The sequence below is a fragment of the Serratia sp. PL7 genome, from assembly GCF_945957435.1.
Window position 1 is genome coordinate 1,571,794 of sequence record NZ_CAMFLB010000001.1, and the last position, 14,034, is coordinate 1,585,827.

The window sequence follows — 14,034 nt, forward strand, 5'->3', positions numbered from 1 at the left end:
CTAATCCCCTTTGATTGATAGGCCGATAGAATTGAGTAAATTCTCAACCTGCTTTTGTGAATACGCCGGATAGCTGTGGTCAGCATAAACACATGATGGCCTTGGAAGCCCAACCACGATGTTTGCTCGGCTGGCCTGCCAGACATGCCATATGACTTCCACGTGTCTTTGGTCGTGGCTATCTGTTGGATGACAGCCGTAAGCGTCATCAAAATACTTTTCAAACTGCTTCCGACTCTCTTCTTGTTGCTTATCCATGGTTGTCTCCTTTGCTTGGCAGGTCAGCGCCAGCCAGATGCTTCTTTGGTTTGTTGTTCGTTCTGCGCATAACGCATCGCAGCCTCTTCTTGGTCGATGTTTACGAAGTGACCATTCTTCCAGCCCATGTAAAATGTCTTTGGCTGTCCGGAGCGATATTTCCCGATGATGATTTCGGCAATGCCTTTCATGTTGCTGTGCTCATCGTAAACTTCGTCGCGATACGGGAAGATAATCACGTCAGCGTCCTGCTCAATGGAGCTTGAGTCCTTCAGGTCTGCCATGCTTGGTCGTTTGTCTGCCCGATTTTCTGGGCCGCGGTTTAGCTGCGCCAAAAGAATTACAGGAACCTTGCTGCGCAGACAGAACTGCTTCAGCTTGCGCGTCATTTCCCCGATGGCGATGTCGTTACGCTCTGCTTTTGGCTTTGTGATAAGACCGAGATAATCGATAGCGAGGAAGCTTAATCCGCCGTCCATGTTCATCCGATCTGCGTGGGCAATAGCAGCGTCAACGGTAAAGGCGCCATCAATTACGTAGTTGTTTTCGTCCATCAGTGTGCCGGTTGCGCCGGTGAGCTTCGTGTATTGCTCTTGAATCATGTTCAGCGGGTTGCGTAGCGTGCTGATGGATAATCCTGCGCGATCCGCGACATGACGCTCTACCACCTGCATGTCAGACATCTCCATAGACACCAGCAAGCCCTTACCCTTCTGCCTACCAATCGAGTTAGCAATGTTGATTGCTAGCTCCGTCTTGCCCATGCCAGGGCGGCCAGCGATGATGATTAAGTCTGTGCGGTCGAATCCGCCATACTCATCATCCAGCGGGTCGATTCCCGTTTTCAGGTACATCCCGGAATCAGCGCCCTGCATTCGCTTTTCAAGCACGTCCATGTAGTCAGGCAGCAAATCACCGATGCGGCGAGGAAGCTTGTCGTTGGTCTCGAACTGCACTTTTGAAAGAACGCTCGCCACTTCTGCGGTTCGCTCGTTAATATCATGTGCGCCGACGCTTTGCAGAATTGAGATTGCTTGCTGCAGATCGCTAATGCCTTTGCGGATCATCCAGCATTGACGGACACGTTTTGCCCAGGCCCGGATGTTAGCTGCAGATTTGCATCGCGCCGCCACGCTCAACACTAAGTCCTTGCTTGAATCGGAAAGACTATCTTGAACGGTGAACTGGTCGATTGGTTCGGCCTGATTCAGGAGGGTGACGATTACTTGATACATCTGGCGGAGGTGGAAATTTTCAAAGGCTTCTGCAGGTAACTTGCCGGCGACTTCTCGGCAGTCGATATGGTCGCCCTTGATCATCATTGAGCCGACCAACTGCTCTTCAAACTCGTAGCTTTCCATCAGTCCTCCCGGGAAAGAATTTCGTCAATCTTCTCTTGGCGAAGTGCGGTTTCAATGCCGTATCGCTTGCCTTCTGGATTGTCGCCACAAGCCCACTTCGTTGGCGTGTAGCCATGGGCGAGATAGCCATTCAGGAACGTGTTGATCTCTGTTGGCTGGCTGCCAATCTCCTTGCACTGCTTCAGGTATGACTGCCAGAGGCGCTTCAATCCACTCTCGACTGTGGTCGATACATTGCGAATTTTTGGGAGCCCATGCTTATCGGCTTTGCAGTTCCAGGTGTCGCGCAGTCTTTCACGATCGAAAGCTGGCATTGTAGAGCGAGGATTTGTTCCCTTAGCTCGCGGATTGGTGCCCTTCTGCCGTGGGGTTAATTTTTCTTCCAATGACAACCCCACTGCGTGGGTTTGGGTAATGTTTCTTTCTTTCTTTTGAATAGTTTCTTTTGTGTTTAGCTGAGTTGGCGAATGCCCATTAGCTGAAGTGGCTAAACTTTTATTAGCTGACTTGGCTAATGTTTCGCTGCCTTGGCTAATATCGCAATTCCAGTCAGAAACTACCTTATTTATCCCGATTTGCGTTCCGCTGGTTACGATGATGTTCATCATGATCATCTCGTTTTTTGCAGTGCAAACATGGGTGTGATGAATGCCGGTCATGCTGGAAATTTGTGTGTTTGTGATCCGGTCTGTTTTCTTTCCGAATCCATATGTCTTACGGATGATCGCAAACGCAATCTTGAGCTGGCGAGCGGTTAAATTAGCTCTCAGGATGGCTTCTAGCAGCTCGTTAGCTATGCGGGTATACCCATCATCAGTATCAGCCACGCGTTGCTCCATGACCTCTTGATAAGGTTTACGGTAGTCGGATAATTTTCTAACGACGCCCATTCTTCTTCACCCCTGCCAATGCAATCCGATATTCACCAATGAACCGAGCAGCAAAGCTTCGGTTATTGGCGGCTGCAACAACGATTCCTTCCGGTGAATCAGGATGCCGTCGTTCCTCTTCTGTCTTGTAAATTCGGCGATTTTTTGCCATAATTTCCTCCAGTGGTTATCTCCAAACATCACTATCACGCCTCGAAAGCTGCAACTTCCGGGGCGTTTTCTTTTGGTGACAGATATCCAGCCAGGCGCTTAGCCAACTCCGCCATTTCTTCGTCTGCTATCCCATAGTTCAGGACAGCCAGCGCCATGCTCATAGTCTCCAGCAAGCCTGATTTCCACCGGCTAACCTGTGACTCATGAACACCCATGGCGTCAGCAAATTTGCGCTGACCCATTACTGCGATTTTGTTCAGAAGCGACGAGTGAATCTTCATCGCCGTCTTGCGTGTGCTTGCAGTTTCCATGCGTAATACTTCCTTTGTTGATAAATGATTAATCGCGACTAAGCTCGGCTTAGTCTTCAAATGCTCCACACTGGCGGAGCTGGTCAGGGATGTTAAAGAGCGGTGGTGCTTATGCTGCAAATGAAGCTGTTAACTCAGGCCAGATCTCGAACCAATCATTTGGGTGAAGATCCTTTCGCGATACTTGGCCACCAGAGTTGCTTTCGATCCGCACTGAAAGCGCTGCGCCTAGTTTTTGCTTATTGGAAATCGCCTTGCGCAGATAGCCTACAGAGGTGTTGCACTGGCCAGCGAAGGCCTTCTGTTGCTCAATGCCAAGGGAGTTCAGGTAAAGCTGAAGCTTTTCCATTCATGTCACTCCTTGCTGTATTCACGAAAAGTATACTTGCAAGTAAAGTTACTTGCAATACTCAGAGGTCATTTACCTAGAAATACCTTCGGGTAAGATGAGGCGATGCAAAAAGAAGACAAGTCTCATGTATTTGAGCGCCGCAGAAAGAAGCTGCAGGAGATAATAGATTCCCTGGGCACGCAAAAGGCCTTGTCTGAGAAGACGGGTATAGCAGAATCAGTTATTTCCAGGATGCTCTATCCTGCTGGAAAGAGTGGTAAAAGAAACATAGGCGAACAGGCTGTCCGCGACATAGAGAGCGGCCTGGGTCGCCCCACGGGTTGGTTTGATGGCATAGTTCAAGATGCTAATTATGATGATGCTCACAATATCAATACGTATGGTGTGCAACACATAAAAACTATCTCGACTAAGAAGTATCCCTTGATAGGATGGGGTGACGTTTCCACCTGGTCTGACAAGATGCATGAGATAGAACAAAGAGCAACGACATGGTTGCCATCAATAAAAGACTATGGAGAGCGGGCTTTTTGGCTTGAAGTTAAGGATGACACAATGGCCGGCTCCACTGGAGTCAACTATCCGAAGGGATCTTTGATACTTGTTGAGCCGTATTTGAACCAACATATTTCTTCTGGGGACAAAGTGATAGCCCGCAAAATTGGCGGGAGCGAATCAGACCTAACCTTCCGGTTCTTCTATGAGGATGGTGGAAACAGATGGCTAAGAGCTGCCATGCCTGGATTCCCTCATCTCGATGGAGACGAATACGACATAGTAGGAGTTGTGGTTGGCGCCTGGTTAAACTAACCAGCAACCACGTCAGGCCCGGCTAATGCCGGGTTTTTTGTTTTCTAAATCCCGCCAAAATCAGATCTCCGTCAAATTCCAGAAAATAATTTACCTAAAATTTCAACGACTTTACCTCAATCGACAAAATACTTTACTTTCAGGTATAGACATAAACTTTACTTGCGAGTACATTTCTAATCACAGCAGGACGCTGACCAGCCAAACGGAATATTGGCAACGCTCTTTAACAATCATGGGAATTTCTCCTGCCAGTGTAGGAGACCAAAGCGAAGTGGCTTTGGGGTGTGGTGAATGCGCAGGCTGATGCGCAGGTGCTAGGCAGCGCTTACCGCGAGATATGGAAATTGCCGCCATATCAATGCAAGCCGGAGATCAGCGCCGGCCACCACACCACCAAAGCCACTTACTGGAGGTAGTTATGACAACAATCATCGTTAAGCCAGCGAAAGAAAACAGCAAGACGCGTCGCTATCGCCAGCGTGGTGAAGTGATGGCAAAACGCCGCGAAGATGCGGATACAGCGAAGAAGTTAAGCAAAGCCTGGGCGAAGTTAACCCGGGTCGAGTTACCGGCCAAGAAGCCTATTTATAGCGGTTCATGCTGCTTGCCAGAAGTGGCGATGTTCGCAGCTGGGCATCGCAAATCAAAATCAGTAACGGCGAGGTAATGATGCCACTAGACCATGGAATTCTTAATTTACCGCTCATCAAGCGCGGCAATTTCCATAAAGAACTTGAAGACCATTTGAAAGCAGAAAAACAACGCAAAGCGCGAGAGATTTGCGATGCCAAAGCGGAATTTGAAGAAGCAAAGCGAGTGGCAAAATCATTGTTTGAAGTGATGGACGCAGACTTGATTAAGCAGGAAGCAAAACGCCGAGGGATAAGGACTTCAGAGCTAAAGCAGGTATTGCGTGACATAAGGGACTTCAAGCCTCGGCTAGCACCAAAAGCTTTCGAGATATTCATCAAAGCCGCCTAGCGGCTTTTTTTACGCCTAAAAGTAGAGGTAAGCATGAGCTTCAGAGGAAAGGTTTGGTTTTGGATGTTGGTTTCATGCGCCCTCTTCTGGTGTGGCGTGATTATTGGATTGATGAGGGTTATGTGATGGGTGGATTTAAAGGAACTCCGGGGCCGTGGAAGGTGAATGTAATAGGTCAGCACTGGAATAACAAATCGCTTACTCATCTGGAAGTAACGTTCGGAAGCGATGGTGAGTGTGTCTGCGACACGGTTTATAAAATTGATGATGCTAACCTAATCGCTGCTGCGCCAAAGCTTCTTGAGGCGCTGCAGGATGCTCTTCATGCACATGATAAGCATGGTGAGTATGTGGAATGGGATTTTGCACGAGAAGCAATCCAAGAAGCGTTAGGCAACTGACCATCACAAAGCTCATATCCGTGTGAGCTGATGATGTATCTGTACGAAGACATAACCCCTCTTATCATCACTTAGGCCGCCATTGTGCGGCCATTTTTTTAACTGGAGAAAGTATGGAAAAACAAAATCAGACCTTCGAAGAAGTTGTTCGCCCACTGATTAAATGGCTTGCAGAAAATGTAAACCCTCACCATTCGGTTGTTGTTACCAGCACTCATGCCGAGTTGTTACAAAGTGAGCAAGCAGTATCTACAGACGAATATCTGCAGGATTAACTAACAGCCGCCTAAGTGCGGCTTTTTTTTACCCATCGCTAAGCCAATTTACGATTTGGTTCAGCAATGAATACCTATCAATCAACATATCAAAGGAAAAGCCCATGATGTACGCCATCGCAGGGCAGTCCGGCATGGGCTGCTCCAATAACTTTCTTCTCAAAATGCAGCATCACAAATCAAACATCCTGACCAGCGCTAGCTTTACGCCTCCACCTCGCAAGAGCTGGCTGGATAAGCTGATCGAAATCTTACGCACCGAGGGTCGGCCATGAATGTAGCCCAGAGAATGGAAGTTGAAAAAATCGTTTCTAATTTCACCGAAGAAGATAACGAAGCGGTTTATGAAGAAGTTGAGCGCCTCGATAAGCAGATGCGGATTGGTTACATGGAGAAAATGCTTAGAGAGCATCTTCCGCATTGTGAAGCAGAGATATTCGCGCTGGCTGCTGACTCATCCGAGTTTCAGGAGATAGCCAGCAAAGCAATTTGGGATTGTCTGACAGAGATTGTGAAGCGTGAGCGGGCTGTCGAGATATACCGGAACAAACACAGATACGACGAGGTAGCGTGATGAGCTTCAGCATCATTGAATTCGTGAAGCAGCAGGAGCCGTTATTTAGCGGCGCGCTGACTGACCAATCAGTTACATGGGCTAAGGAAAGCCAGTTCGCGATGCAGCTTTTCCAGAAGAATGATTTCCTGACGAAAACGGCGATAGGGAATCCGGCAAGTGCGCAGAGCGCGATCATCAACGTAGCGGCCATTGGCATTTCACTTAACCCGGCATCAAAGCTAGCTTATCTAGTTCCTAGAGATGGAGCTGTATGCCTAGATATCAGTTATATGGGTCTAATGCACATCGCTCAGCAGTCTGGCGCTGTACAGTGGTGTCAAGCGCTGATAGTACGGAAGAATGACAAGTTCACTCGTACAGCGATTGATCGAGCCCCACTACACGAATTCAGCGATTTTTCGACTGCAGAGGAACGCGGTGAAATTGTTGGCGCATATTGCGTAGCTAAGACAGCCGAAGGTGATTACCTAACCCACACGATGCCGATTGCTTCAATCTTTAGCATCAGAGACCGTTCTTCTGGCTGGAAGGCGTATGTAGCTAAGCGCATTAAATCTACTCCGTGGGCTACCGATGAAGAGCAGATGATCCTCAAGACCGTGGTAAAGCAGGCCGTTAAATACTGGCCACGACGTGACCGCCTGGATGCAGCCATCGATTATGTGAACACGGAGGCTGGTGAGGGAATCAACTTCAACCAGGAACAATCTCGTCCTGAGAAGGATGTCACTGGCATTACCCCTGAACAGTCAGATCGAATTAACTCAATCCTTATCTCTGTAGATTCGACTTTCGATAGCCTGAAGAAAGCTTGTCTATCAATGACCGGGCGCCACGTGGAAAGCCAAGCAGATTTGACCAGCTCCGAGGCGGATAAGCTTATTTCCAGCCTAGAGCGGAAACTTGCCGCTAAGGAGGCGGCAAATGCTGCATAACGATCTTGCTTCTGCTCGGCTTGGGTTTGATGTTTCGGCAATATCGCAGGGAAGCGATGAATGGAAGAAGTGCAGACTGGCCTGCATAACAGCTTCACGCGTCGGCGACATCCTGACCGAACCGCGTGCCAAGGCCGACAAAGAGGCTGGATTGCTTTCAGGCATGGCCGAATCATACATGATGGATTTGATCGCTGAGGTCTGCACCGGAGCAATACCTGATGAAATACCTGCTCGCCCCCTGCTGTGGGGCAAGAAGCACGAAGAAGCAGCACGCATGCTGTTTGAATTCGAAAACGATTTAACCATCGAACTACCGCCTATCTACTACAAAGACGAAACCATGCGTTGCGCTTGCTCTCCAGATGGCATGTGCAGTGATGGGAGAGGACTTGAACTTAAATCACCTTACACCTCTTCTCAATACATTCGCTTTCGCCTTGGCGGGCTGGATGCGGTAAAGAAAGAGTATATGGCTCAGGTTCAGTATTCGATGTGGGTAACAGGTTGTGATGAGTGGTGGTTTAGCAATTACGACCCTCGCATGAAAAAAGAAAACATGCACTCAATCATCATCCCGAAGGACAATGAATACCAGGATGCTTTTGAGACAAAAATCCCACAGTTCATCGCAAGGATGGACGAGGCGTTGGCTGTTATGGGGTTTGAATTCTTCGACCAATGGAGGTAAGCCATGTCAGATCGCTGGCAGGACTACGAAAGAAAATATCTCCGGCAAGCAACCAAAGACACGGAAGTAGAAATCATCGCAAGGAAGCTTGAACGAAGCGAGTCTGCGGTAATTAGAGAGGCTCGCCGGTTGAAGCTAAGGCGCATCGGAGGAACCTCGCTGCATTACCGAAACAAGAAGCAGCCGCTTCGAAAATGGCGGCATCTAATCAAGCCATGCGACAAATGGAGCCAACAAGAGTTGGCTCTTTTTTTTACCCATTCAAACCAGCAGATAGCCGAAATAACCGGTCGCTCAGTTGAGTTAATCGGAGATAGGCGCTTGCTAGAAAACCTCCGGCGCAATGGCTGGCTAACCAAAAACTGAGACAACTCATGTTCGGATTATTTCTTCTCATCTGTTCAGCAGGTGCGGATTCGTGCAGCTATGAATCAGCTGGCTACATCTACCCGGATTACCAGAACTGTACTGCTGACATCTCCGCGCAAAACCTCCCCTCTTCTTACGAATGCCTGCCAGTTGATGCTGTGGTGCGGGCTAAGGATGACCTATGACCGAAGTATTGACCTATGAAGCCCTGAAGGCTAAGCACGATGCGCTGGAGGTTCGCCTGAGAAACGCCCTGTCCAGTGAGCAAGAATCCATTCAACGTGATCATGCAGCCAATCAAACCATCGATGCGCTGGCTGTGGAGAATGCGGCGTTGATAAATTCTTCAGTATGCACTCTACAAGATGGTCGGCCACAGCATGGTTTTTATGCAAGCGAATGGTTTATTGCCAAGTTAAAAAATGGTCAGTACGCAGCCCTCAAGGCATTGCCAGAGGAGTATTCACACGATTATCGAACCAATGATGGCACCTATTACACAAAGGATTGGGTGGTGGGATGGATGCAGACTCCTGACACTGAATATCGACCAAATGTGAAAACCCCGGCCACTGACGCAGCACTTGCAACTATCCGGAATGAGGCTACCGCGCGAGCCCTCAAGCATCTGTGTGACTGCCAGCTTATCAGCGCTACGGTCGCGGAACTTAAAGCTGACGAGCTGCGGGAGGCCAAATGATGGAAATCTTCGACCTCGAAAACGTCTACGACGAGCAGATCAGCCCGCTGATGCAGAAAATCATTGCCATCTGCAAAGAAAATAACATGCCAATGATCGCCTCCTTTGCGTTCAAGAATTGCGAAGAGAGAAACCTTGGCTGCTGCACAACCATCCTTAACTATTTCGATGATCGCAAAGTTGCTGAGTTTACTCAGGCGGTGCGCATCATTCAAAAAAATCCGCAGGTATTCGGTTTCGCGATTACTTCCGGGGAGGCCAAATGAAAGAGCGCCCAGTGATGCCAGCAAATGAACTGAAGCCACTTTCAGATTGGTTGCTAAGCGGAGAATACCTGCCGGAGTTTATGCGCGACTTCCATGCCCAAAAAGATGTGTTCAAGGCAATGCACCACGTCATCGTAAACGCCAACCAAAACGGCAACGCGCGCGATGGTCATATCTACGTTGTTGATACCTTCCTTTGGTACATGGCTCGCTGCGGTTACACCCTGCAGAGAAGCCGTAAACAGGTCGAATTTCGCAGTATGGAAGATGACATCGGCAAGATGAGAAGTGCTGTTCATGAAGCTTTTACAAAAGTGATGTCTGGTGACAGCGCTAGGGAGGTGGAGCGTGGGTAACAAATCGATCAACAAATGTCAGGTTATGCATGCTCAGCGATGCCAGCGTCGCGGTGCGAGAGGGAAGTACAAGCACATGCCGAGTCGCCGCCTTATCAGAAACTTAATCGTAGAGAAAATAATTAACGAAATTCTGCGCGAAGAACGCGAGCGGGCCGAGGCCCAGGAGAAAGCATTATGAGCATGTTCATCGGTGTGATTCGCACACTAATTTTTGTCGCGTCAGTGCTTCTGGTTTCTGCCATGAAAATCACTGTATCGGGGCCTTTCGGTTACTTCATCGCTGGCGTGTTACTCAGCCTCTTCTGCTGGGCCATTCTGAAGGCGCTGGACTACATCAAGGAATACCGGCATGGATAATAAGAGCGAACTGAGCAAGCCAACTGCGTGCCGCAATAAGCACACCGGCAGAACTTTCAACGCGACCGAAAACACGGAGCCGCAGATTTACGAATCGCTCTACTCGCAAGAGTACGTCTCCGCCCTGCTGGAGAAATCGAAAGAAAAAGATGAGCGCGCCATTGCTTGCGTTAATGCATTCGACGGCATCGAAACTGAACGCATTGCGGGTAAAAGCCTGGGTGAGTTTTTGGCCGGTGAACTTTACCTAAACAAAGCAGAGCCTAAGCAGGATGGAAGCTTTGGGTTCACGTTCTCTGGGCTTGCCGTGCAACTGATGGCCGATTGCTTCGCTGACCAGTTTAAATCCTCTGGCGCCATCAACTATCTCGAACTGCTTTTCGAGCATGCAGAAGTCGGAGAGATGACCGTAACCATGCAACGCGTTGAAGGATTAACTCCGGCGCAGAAACTTGCAGCGGCAGAGCAGCGCATCGCCGAGCTGGAAGCCATTCGGGCGGCCGCCGAAAAACTGGTGCGCTGCAAAGGTCGCTACCACAGCGAGCAAAACTACCGGGCACTGGCCGCGCTGTTTGGTGTTACCACTCCTGACCTTCCACCTGTTGACGGGGATAGCGAAGCGGTAATCGCTGAATTACGCGCCAAGCTGGCTACGCCGGTGCGGTTGCCTGGCGCACTCATTCCGGCAGTCCATGCAAGCGGGGAACCGTTCATGCGCCCTGAGCCATTCGGATTTTATCTGAACCGAGACGATGTGATTAAGAAGCTGCGCGCCGCTGGCTTCACCGTACAGGGGGATGAGTAGCCATGACCGTCATGACCATAGAGCGCGTTCGCCGTGTTAGTCACCTGCTGGAGACACACGGCATGCCACGGCTTTACTGCCCGGAATGTGGCGAGTATCTGGAGGGAGGTAGTGGAGAGCTTCAGGACTGCCACTGCGGATGGAAGCAACCAATCTACGTAAGGGAGGATGCATGACACTAACGACTGAGCAGTTGAGAGCGCGCGCTAAGTTCTGGCGCGAAAAGGCAGTAGAGGCGAAGTGGGAATCCGTGAGCATCGCTCAGGACATGCTGCTGAACGCCGATGCATTTGACGAACTGGCGGCTAACCGGGAGGCGCAGCCGGTGGTGGTTGCGTGGCAGCACAAGGGAGAGCCGTGGCGAATTATTCTTGATAGAGACATTGAAGAGGTGCGTAAATCCTCTGGTTCATGGAGTCCGCTGTTCACCGCTCCGCCAGCACCAGCCAACGCAAATGCCGTGGCATGGGAAATGCGCTACTGGAACAGCGGCCACAACATGTGGCACGACTGGGAGCGCATCACAGCAGAGCAACACGCAGAGATGAGCGTACAGCACGCGGCTGATAACGATTACGAGTTTCGCGTGTTGTACGATGCCCCGCCATCGCCAGTGGTGCCGGAGGGCTTCAAACTCATGCCGCTGGAAATTACCGACGAAATCGCCGAAGCCATCGCCATGGAAGCTCGTTGCTGCGGCGGGATTGCTCTATGCATCTATGAATCTGCACTGGCTGCTGCCAAGCAGGGTGGTGCAGATAAAATATAAACACTCCTTTACTTAAATCAATATGAGAAAGAGGCTATTATTGAGTTTATGATGAGAAATAAAGCTTAAGGATAAAAATTGAACACCATAGATGTACAGTCTTGGCTGCAAATCATAGATATCGCATCAAAATATATCATTCCGGTAGTTGTTGCATTATCTGCCGCGCACTTTTCAACCAAATTTACTTTAAATAAATTTTATAAAGAAAAATGGTGGGAAAAAAGACTAGAGGCATTTTCTGAAATAATCAACATTGCCTATCGTATAAAGATGAGTGACGATTACTTCTTAAAATTGGAGTATGCAAGGATGGGTGATACCGATCCATGGTTTAAACCTCACCCTAAAGACATAGAAAGCAAATTAATATCAGAATACTGGATAGACATTCAAGAATTAGAAAGAATAGCACAGCTATCTGATTTCACATTAACTTCAAATGTGAAAATCATTCTAGATAACTATGTTTCCGCAAGAAATAAAATGAAGGATGCATGGTATGAAGACTCTATAGATAGCTTAGAAGCATCTGAGAGCACTATGAAAATATCCAGAAAGCTACTTAGTGACTTAGTCTCAGAAGCAAAAACTGAATTAAAGACAAATTAGTCAAACTAAACATTGGAATATACGAAAACCCCGCTTTAAAGCGGGGTTTTTAGCTGGAGTATAAAATGCCTATAAATAACTTGCCAATTCAGCCAGTATTGATCACCCGAGAAGGTATACAGCAGCAGTTGGGCGGTATATCACGAACCACATTTTGGCGCAGGAAAAAGCAGTGGGAAAAGGCTGGTACACCGTTCCCTAAACCAGCGCCTGGCACCAATCCAATCCATGGCGGCGAGCAGTATAGATATTGCGACGTGATACGATTTTTCCGCGCTCAAGGCCTCATTGATGAAACGCAGGACGCCACATGAGCGGCCCAAATATCCAGCGCATTTTGCTGCTCTTTGAGATATGAATGCTGGTCATATACCGCCAGAACACCACCGAGCTTATGCCCCAGCACCTTTTCGGATACGTGGGGCTCAATCCCTAGTTCGCTCATTTTAGTTTTAGCTGTACGTCGTAGGTCATGCATTGCCCAGTCATGAACTCCCATCTCATTCCTAAGCTGTTCCGCCATGTTCAATAGAACACCTGCTGACATAGGGCGATCGCCCTGCACAATCGCCGGCGGGAACAATTGCGATATGTTCGGGTATAGCGACATAGCCTCCTCAATTAGCTTTGCGGCATCCCCTGATAGTCCTCTCACAAACGGCTGGCGCGTTTTTGAATTTTCCGCAGGAACGCGCCACGTTCTGTTTTTCACATCAAACTCGCCCTTCTTTGCCTTCCTTAGCTCAACTCCCCGACATCCTGTAAGCAGCAACAATTTAATGAAGATCTTGTTCTGGTGAACAATCCGAGAACCTTCAAGAGCCAGCCAAAAAGCTCCTATTTCATCATCGCTGAAATACCGTTTAACCACGCCGACAGGTTTTCCAACATCACTAATTCGCAATGCGGCGATCGGATTAACACGAATCTTCTCCGTTCTCAGGCAATACGAAAACACCTGCTTTAGCTTTGAAAGCATGATCCCTGCAAAGGTTTCCGCCCCATTCGTTCTCATCCTTTTGAAAACTGGCTGCCAGTGAGATATCTGCATTTCATCCACAATCATATCGCCGACATATGGGATTACATGCCGCTCAAATGCCCTCTCCCAATACTGCAATTTCACAAGGCGCTGAGCCTGAGCGCTGGTAGTCCAATGTGATAGACAGTCTTTCACAGAGGCTGAGCCAGCGATCTCCTCCAGCGTCATGGATTTCACTGTGATGGGGTCTTTCCCTTCGGCCAAGACGCGCTTGGCCTCTTGAACCATATCGCGCGCTTCTTTGAGCGAAATTTCGTCGTAACTTCCAAGCGTCATGCGGCGTGCCTTACCTGCGTACCGGTATCGGTACTGGAAGACAATCAGCCCAAGTGGGGTTATACGGATAGACAGGCCGCCGCCGTCAGGCATCTCGATCAGTTTTGGGATGGGTTTTCCATTAAGCTTGCGGAGTTTGGCATCGGTGAGCACTGTGTACATCTCCAATTATGTACACAGGTATGTACACAATTTTAGTGGCTTGGATTGAAATCACATGAAACGGATTGAATCACTAGCCAAGGGCTTTTTCAAGCACCACAGTGAGTTGATGGGGTAATTTGAAACAGAATGGAATCAGGTGAACTGCCGAGCATTGCTTACACGACAGATCACATGCAGTACGAAAATTGGATTTTGGGTTTGGTCAGCCAGGTTTCAGATCTCGCCCACAATTGCCAGATTGAAACCTCACTGGGTATACAGAATGGAACGCATACCTTCTCAGCCGCATTCGGCTAAGCGAATAGTATCACTAAAA

At 48.8% G+C, this 14,034-nt stretch carries 24 protein-coding genes; 17 read left to right on the forward strand and 7 right to left on the reverse strand.

Going from position 1 to position 14,034, the window contains the following annotated elements; genetic code table 11:
• The 6 genes from N6G83_RS07410 to N6G83_RS07435 form a co-directional block, all read right to left on the reverse strand.
• Nucleotides 1-258 carry a hypothetical protein gene (locus N6G83_RS07410; RefSeq protein WP_260515028.1) on the reverse strand — a complete coding sequence of 86 codons (258 nt, stop codon included), beginning with the start codon at nucleotides 256-258 and terminating at the stop codon, nucleotides 1-3.
• 23 nt (nucleotides 259-281) lie between these two features.
• Nucleotides 282-1,619, reverse strand: a complete 1,338-nt coding sequence (locus tag N6G83_RS07415) for a replicative DNA helicase (protein ID WP_260515029.1) — start codon at nucleotides 1,617-1,619, stop codon at nucleotides 282-284.
• Nucleotides 1,619-2,509, reverse strand: coding sequence for a replication protein (locus tag N6G83_RS07420; RefSeq protein ID WP_260515031.1), 891 nt, complete (start codon nucleotides 2,507-2,509; stop codon nucleotides 1,619-1,621). Before N6G83_RS07420 ends, N6G83_RS07415 begins: the two co-directional genes overlap by 1 nt.
• Complete coding sequence (locus N6G83_RS07425) at nucleotides 2,496-2,660, reverse strand: hypothetical protein (protein ID WP_165877134.1); 165 nt, start codon at nucleotides 2,658-2,660, stop codon at nucleotides 2,496-2,498. The genes N6G83_RS07420 and N6G83_RS07425 overlap by 14 nt, the downstream gene beginning before the upstream one ends.
• Nucleotides 2,661-2,694: 34 nt before the next feature.
• A complete protein-coding gene (locus tag N6G83_RS07430) occupies nucleotides 2,695-2,973 on the reverse strand; it encodes a CII family transcriptional regulator (protein WP_038876083.1) in 279 nt (92 codons plus the stop codon).
• Nucleotides 2,974-3,082: 109 nt separating this feature from the next.
• Entirely contained in the window at nucleotides 3,083-3,322 is a 240-nt protein-coding gene (locus tag N6G83_RS07435; protein WP_260515034.1) for a helix-turn-helix domain-containing protein, read from the reverse strand.
• Between the two features lie 105 nt (nucleotides 3,323-3,427).
• On the opposite strand from N6G83_RS07435, the gene N6G83_RS07440 reads away from it, so the two are divergent.
• From N6G83_RS07440 to N6G83_RS07520, 17 genes are all read left to right on the forward strand, one after another.
• Nucleotides 3,428-4,135: a S24 family peptidase gene (locus tag N6G83_RS07440; protein WP_260515035.1), complete on the forward strand. Its 708-nt coding sequence runs from the start codon at nucleotides 3,428-3,430 to the stop codon at nucleotides 4,133-4,135.
• Nucleotides 4,136-4,556: 421 nt separating this feature from the next.
• Entirely contained in the window at nucleotides 4,557-4,805 is a 249-nt protein-coding gene (locus tag N6G83_RS07445; RefSeq protein WP_260515036.1) for a hypothetical protein, read from the forward strand.
• On the forward strand, nucleotides 4,805-5,119 hold the full coding sequence (locus N6G83_RS07450; protein WP_260515038.1) for a hypothetical protein: 315 nt from the start codon (nucleotides 4,805-4,807) through the stop codon (nucleotides 5,117-5,119). Before N6G83_RS07445 ends, N6G83_RS07450 begins: the two co-directional genes overlap by 1 nt.
• A 59-nt stretch (nucleotides 5,120-5,178) precedes the next feature.
• Nucleotides 5,179-5,520: a hypothetical protein gene (locus tag N6G83_RS07455; RefSeq protein WP_260515039.1), complete on the forward strand. Its 342-nt coding sequence runs from the start codon at nucleotides 5,179-5,181 to the stop codon at nucleotides 5,518-5,520.
• A gap of 113 nt (nucleotides 5,521-5,633) precedes the next feature.
• The gene (locus N6G83_RS07460) at nucleotides 5,634-5,795 is read left to right on the forward strand and encodes a hypothetical protein (RefSeq protein WP_260515041.1); all 162 of its coding nucleotides are present in this window, start codon (nucleotides 5,634-5,636) and stop codon (nucleotides 5,793-5,795) included.
• Between the two features lie 104 nt (nucleotides 5,796-5,899).
• Nucleotides 5,900-6,070 (forward strand): hypothetical protein, encoded by a 171-nt coding sequence (locus N6G83_RS07465; RefSeq protein ID WP_260515042.1) that lies wholly within the window; start codon nucleotides 5,900-5,902, stop codon nucleotides 6,068-6,070.
• Nucleotides 6,067-6,369 (forward strand): hypothetical protein, encoded by a 303-nt coding sequence (locus N6G83_RS07470; protein WP_260515043.1) that lies wholly within the window; start codon nucleotides 6,067-6,069, stop codon nucleotides 6,367-6,369. Before N6G83_RS07465 ends, N6G83_RS07470 begins: the two co-directional genes overlap by 4 nt.
• Nucleotides 6,369-7,307 carry a RecT family recombinase gene (locus N6G83_RS07475; protein ID WP_260515044.1) on the forward strand — a complete coding sequence of 313 codons (939 nt, stop codon included), beginning with the start codon at nucleotides 6,369-6,371 and terminating at the stop codon, nucleotides 7,305-7,307. Before N6G83_RS07470 ends, N6G83_RS07475 begins: the two co-directional genes overlap by 1 nt.
• Nucleotides 7,300-7,998: a lambda exonuclease family protein gene (locus N6G83_RS07480; RefSeq protein WP_409529438.1), complete on the forward strand. Its 699-nt coding sequence runs from the start codon at nucleotides 7,300-7,302 to the stop codon at nucleotides 7,996-7,998. The genes N6G83_RS07475 and N6G83_RS07480 overlap by 8 nt, the downstream gene beginning before the upstream one ends.
• Before the next feature lie 3 nt (nucleotides 7,999-8,001).
• Nucleotides 8,002-8,364: a hypothetical protein gene (locus N6G83_RS07485; protein WP_260515048.1), complete on the forward strand. Its 363-nt coding sequence runs from the start codon at nucleotides 8,002-8,004 to the stop codon at nucleotides 8,362-8,364.
• 184 nt (nucleotides 8,365-8,548) lie between these two features.
• Nucleotides 8,549-9,067 (forward strand): hypothetical protein, encoded by a 519-nt coding sequence (locus N6G83_RS07490; protein WP_260515049.1) that lies wholly within the window; start codon nucleotides 8,549-8,551, stop codon nucleotides 9,065-9,067.
• Entirely contained in the window at nucleotides 9,064-9,333 is a 270-nt protein-coding gene (locus N6G83_RS07495) for a hypothetical protein (RefSeq protein WP_260515051.1), read from the forward strand. The genes N6G83_RS07490 and N6G83_RS07495 overlap by 4 nt, the downstream gene beginning before the upstream one ends.
• Nucleotides 9,330-9,689: a hypothetical protein gene (locus tag N6G83_RS07500; protein WP_260515052.1), complete on the forward strand. Its 360-nt coding sequence runs from the start codon at nucleotides 9,330-9,332 to the stop codon at nucleotides 9,687-9,689. The genes N6G83_RS07495 and N6G83_RS07500 overlap by 4 nt, the downstream gene beginning before the upstream one ends.
• A 177-nt stretch (nucleotides 9,690-9,866) precedes the next feature.
• Complete coding sequence (locus N6G83_RS07505) at nucleotides 9,867-10,049, forward strand: hypothetical protein (RefSeq protein WP_260515053.1); 183 nt, start codon at nucleotides 9,867-9,869, stop codon at nucleotides 10,047-10,049.
• The gene (locus N6G83_RS07510; RefSeq protein ID WP_260515055.1) at nucleotides 10,042-10,854 is read left to right on the forward strand and encodes a hypothetical protein; all 813 of its coding nucleotides are present in this window, start codon (nucleotides 10,042-10,044) and stop codon (nucleotides 10,852-10,854) included. Before N6G83_RS07505 ends, N6G83_RS07510 begins: the two co-directional genes overlap by 8 nt.
• A 172-nt stretch (nucleotides 10,855-11,026) precedes the next feature.
• Nucleotides 11,027-11,623, forward strand: a complete 597-nt coding sequence (locus tag N6G83_RS07515) for a hypothetical protein (RefSeq protein ID WP_260515057.1) — start codon at nucleotides 11,027-11,029, stop codon at nucleotides 11,621-11,623.
• Between the two features lie 78 nt (nucleotides 11,624-11,701).
• Nucleotides 11,702-12,235, forward strand: a complete 534-nt coding sequence (locus tag N6G83_RS07520; protein ID WP_260515058.1) for a hypothetical protein — start codon at nucleotides 11,702-11,704, stop codon at nucleotides 12,233-12,235.
• Nucleotides 12,236-12,512: 277 nt separating this feature from the next.
• On the opposite strand, the gene N6G83_RS07525 is transcribed toward N6G83_RS07520, so the two are convergent.
• Entirely contained in the window at nucleotides 12,513-13,715 is a 1,203-nt protein-coding gene (locus tag N6G83_RS07525) for a site-specific integrase (RefSeq protein ID WP_260515060.1), read from the reverse strand.
• Nucleotides 13,716-14,034: the final 319 nt, after the last annotated feature.

What these genes read in the sequence shown, in the direction of transcription:
- N6G83_RS07410 (WP_260515028.1), bottom strand. Translation starts at nt 258, where the DNA reads ATGGATAAGCAACAAGAAGAGAGTCGGAAGCAGTTTGAAAAGTATTTT.
- N6G83_RS07415 (WP_260515029.1), bottom strand. Translation starts at nt 1,619, where the DNA reads ATGGAAAGCTACGAGTTTGAAGAGCAGTTGGTCGGCTCAATGATGATC.
- N6G83_RS07420 (WP_260515031.1), bottom strand. Translation starts at nt 2,509, where the DNA reads ATGGGCGTCGTTAGAAAATTATCCGACTACCGTAAACCTTATCAAGAG.
- N6G83_RS07425 (WP_165877134.1), bottom strand. Translation starts at nt 2,660, where the DNA reads ATGGCAAAAAATCGCCGAATTTACAAGACAGAAGAGGAACGACGGCAT.
- N6G83_RS07430 (WP_038876083.1), bottom strand. Translation starts at nt 2,973, where the DNA reads ATGGAAACTGCAAGCACACGCAAGACGGCGATGAAGATTCACTCGTCG.
- N6G83_RS07435 (WP_260515034.1), bottom strand. Translation starts at nt 3,322, where the DNA reads ATGGAAAAGCTTCAGCTTTACCTGAACTCCCTTGGCATTGAGCAACAG.
- N6G83_RS07440 (WP_260515035.1), top strand. Translation starts at nt 3,428, where the DNA reads ATGCAAAAAGAAGACAAGTCTCATGTATTTGAGCGCCGCAGAAAGAAG.
- N6G83_RS07445 (WP_260515036.1), top strand. Translation starts at nt 4,557, where the DNA reads ATGACAACAATCATCGTTAAGCCAGCGAAAGAAAACAGCAAGACGCGT.
- N6G83_RS07450 (WP_260515038.1), top strand. Translation starts at nt 4,805, where the DNA reads ATGATGCCACTAGACCATGGAATTCTTAATTTACCGCTCATCAAGCGC.
- N6G83_RS07460 (WP_260515041.1), top strand. Translation starts at nt 5,634, where the DNA reads ATGGAAAAACAAAATCAGACCTTCGAAGAAGTTGTTCGCCCACTGATT.
- N6G83_RS07465 (WP_260515042.1), top strand. Translation starts at nt 5,900, where the DNA reads ATGATGTACGCCATCGCAGGGCAGTCCGGCATGGGCTGCTCCAATAAC.
- N6G83_RS07470 (WP_260515043.1), top strand. Translation starts at nt 6,067, where the DNA reads ATGAATGTAGCCCAGAGAATGGAAGTTGAAAAAATCGTTTCTAATTTC.
- N6G83_RS07475 (WP_260515044.1), top strand. Translation starts at nt 6,369, where the DNA reads ATGAGCTTCAGCATCATTGAATTCGTGAAGCAGCAGGAGCCGTTATTT.
- N6G83_RS07485 (WP_260515048.1), top strand. Translation starts at nt 8,002, where the DNA reads ATGTCAGATCGCTGGCAGGACTACGAAAGAAAATATCTCCGGCAAGCA.
- N6G83_RS07490 (WP_260515049.1), top strand. Translation starts at nt 8,549, where the DNA reads ATGACCGAAGTATTGACCTATGAAGCCCTGAAGGCTAAGCACGATGCG.
- N6G83_RS07495 (WP_260515051.1), top strand. Translation starts at nt 9,064, where the DNA reads ATGATGGAAATCTTCGACCTCGAAAACGTCTACGACGAGCAGATCAGC.
- N6G83_RS07500 (WP_260515052.1), top strand. Translation starts at nt 9,330, where the DNA reads ATGAAAGAGCGCCCAGTGATGCCAGCAAATGAACTGAAGCCACTTTCA.
- N6G83_RS07505 (WP_260515053.1), top strand. Translation starts at nt 9,867, where the DNA reads ATGAGCATGTTCATCGGTGTGATTCGCACACTAATTTTTGTCGCGTCA.
- N6G83_RS07510 (WP_260515055.1), top strand. Translation starts at nt 10,042, where the DNA reads ATGGATAATAAGAGCGAACTGAGCAAGCCAACTGCGTGCCGCAATAAG.
- N6G83_RS07515 (WP_260515057.1), top strand. Translation starts at nt 11,027, where the DNA reads ATGACACTAACGACTGAGCAGTTGAGAGCGCGCGCTAAGTTCTGGCGC.
- N6G83_RS07525 (WP_260515060.1), bottom strand. Translation starts at nt 13,715, where the DNA reads ATGTACACAGTGCTCACCGATGCCAAACTCCGCAAGCTTAATGGAAAA.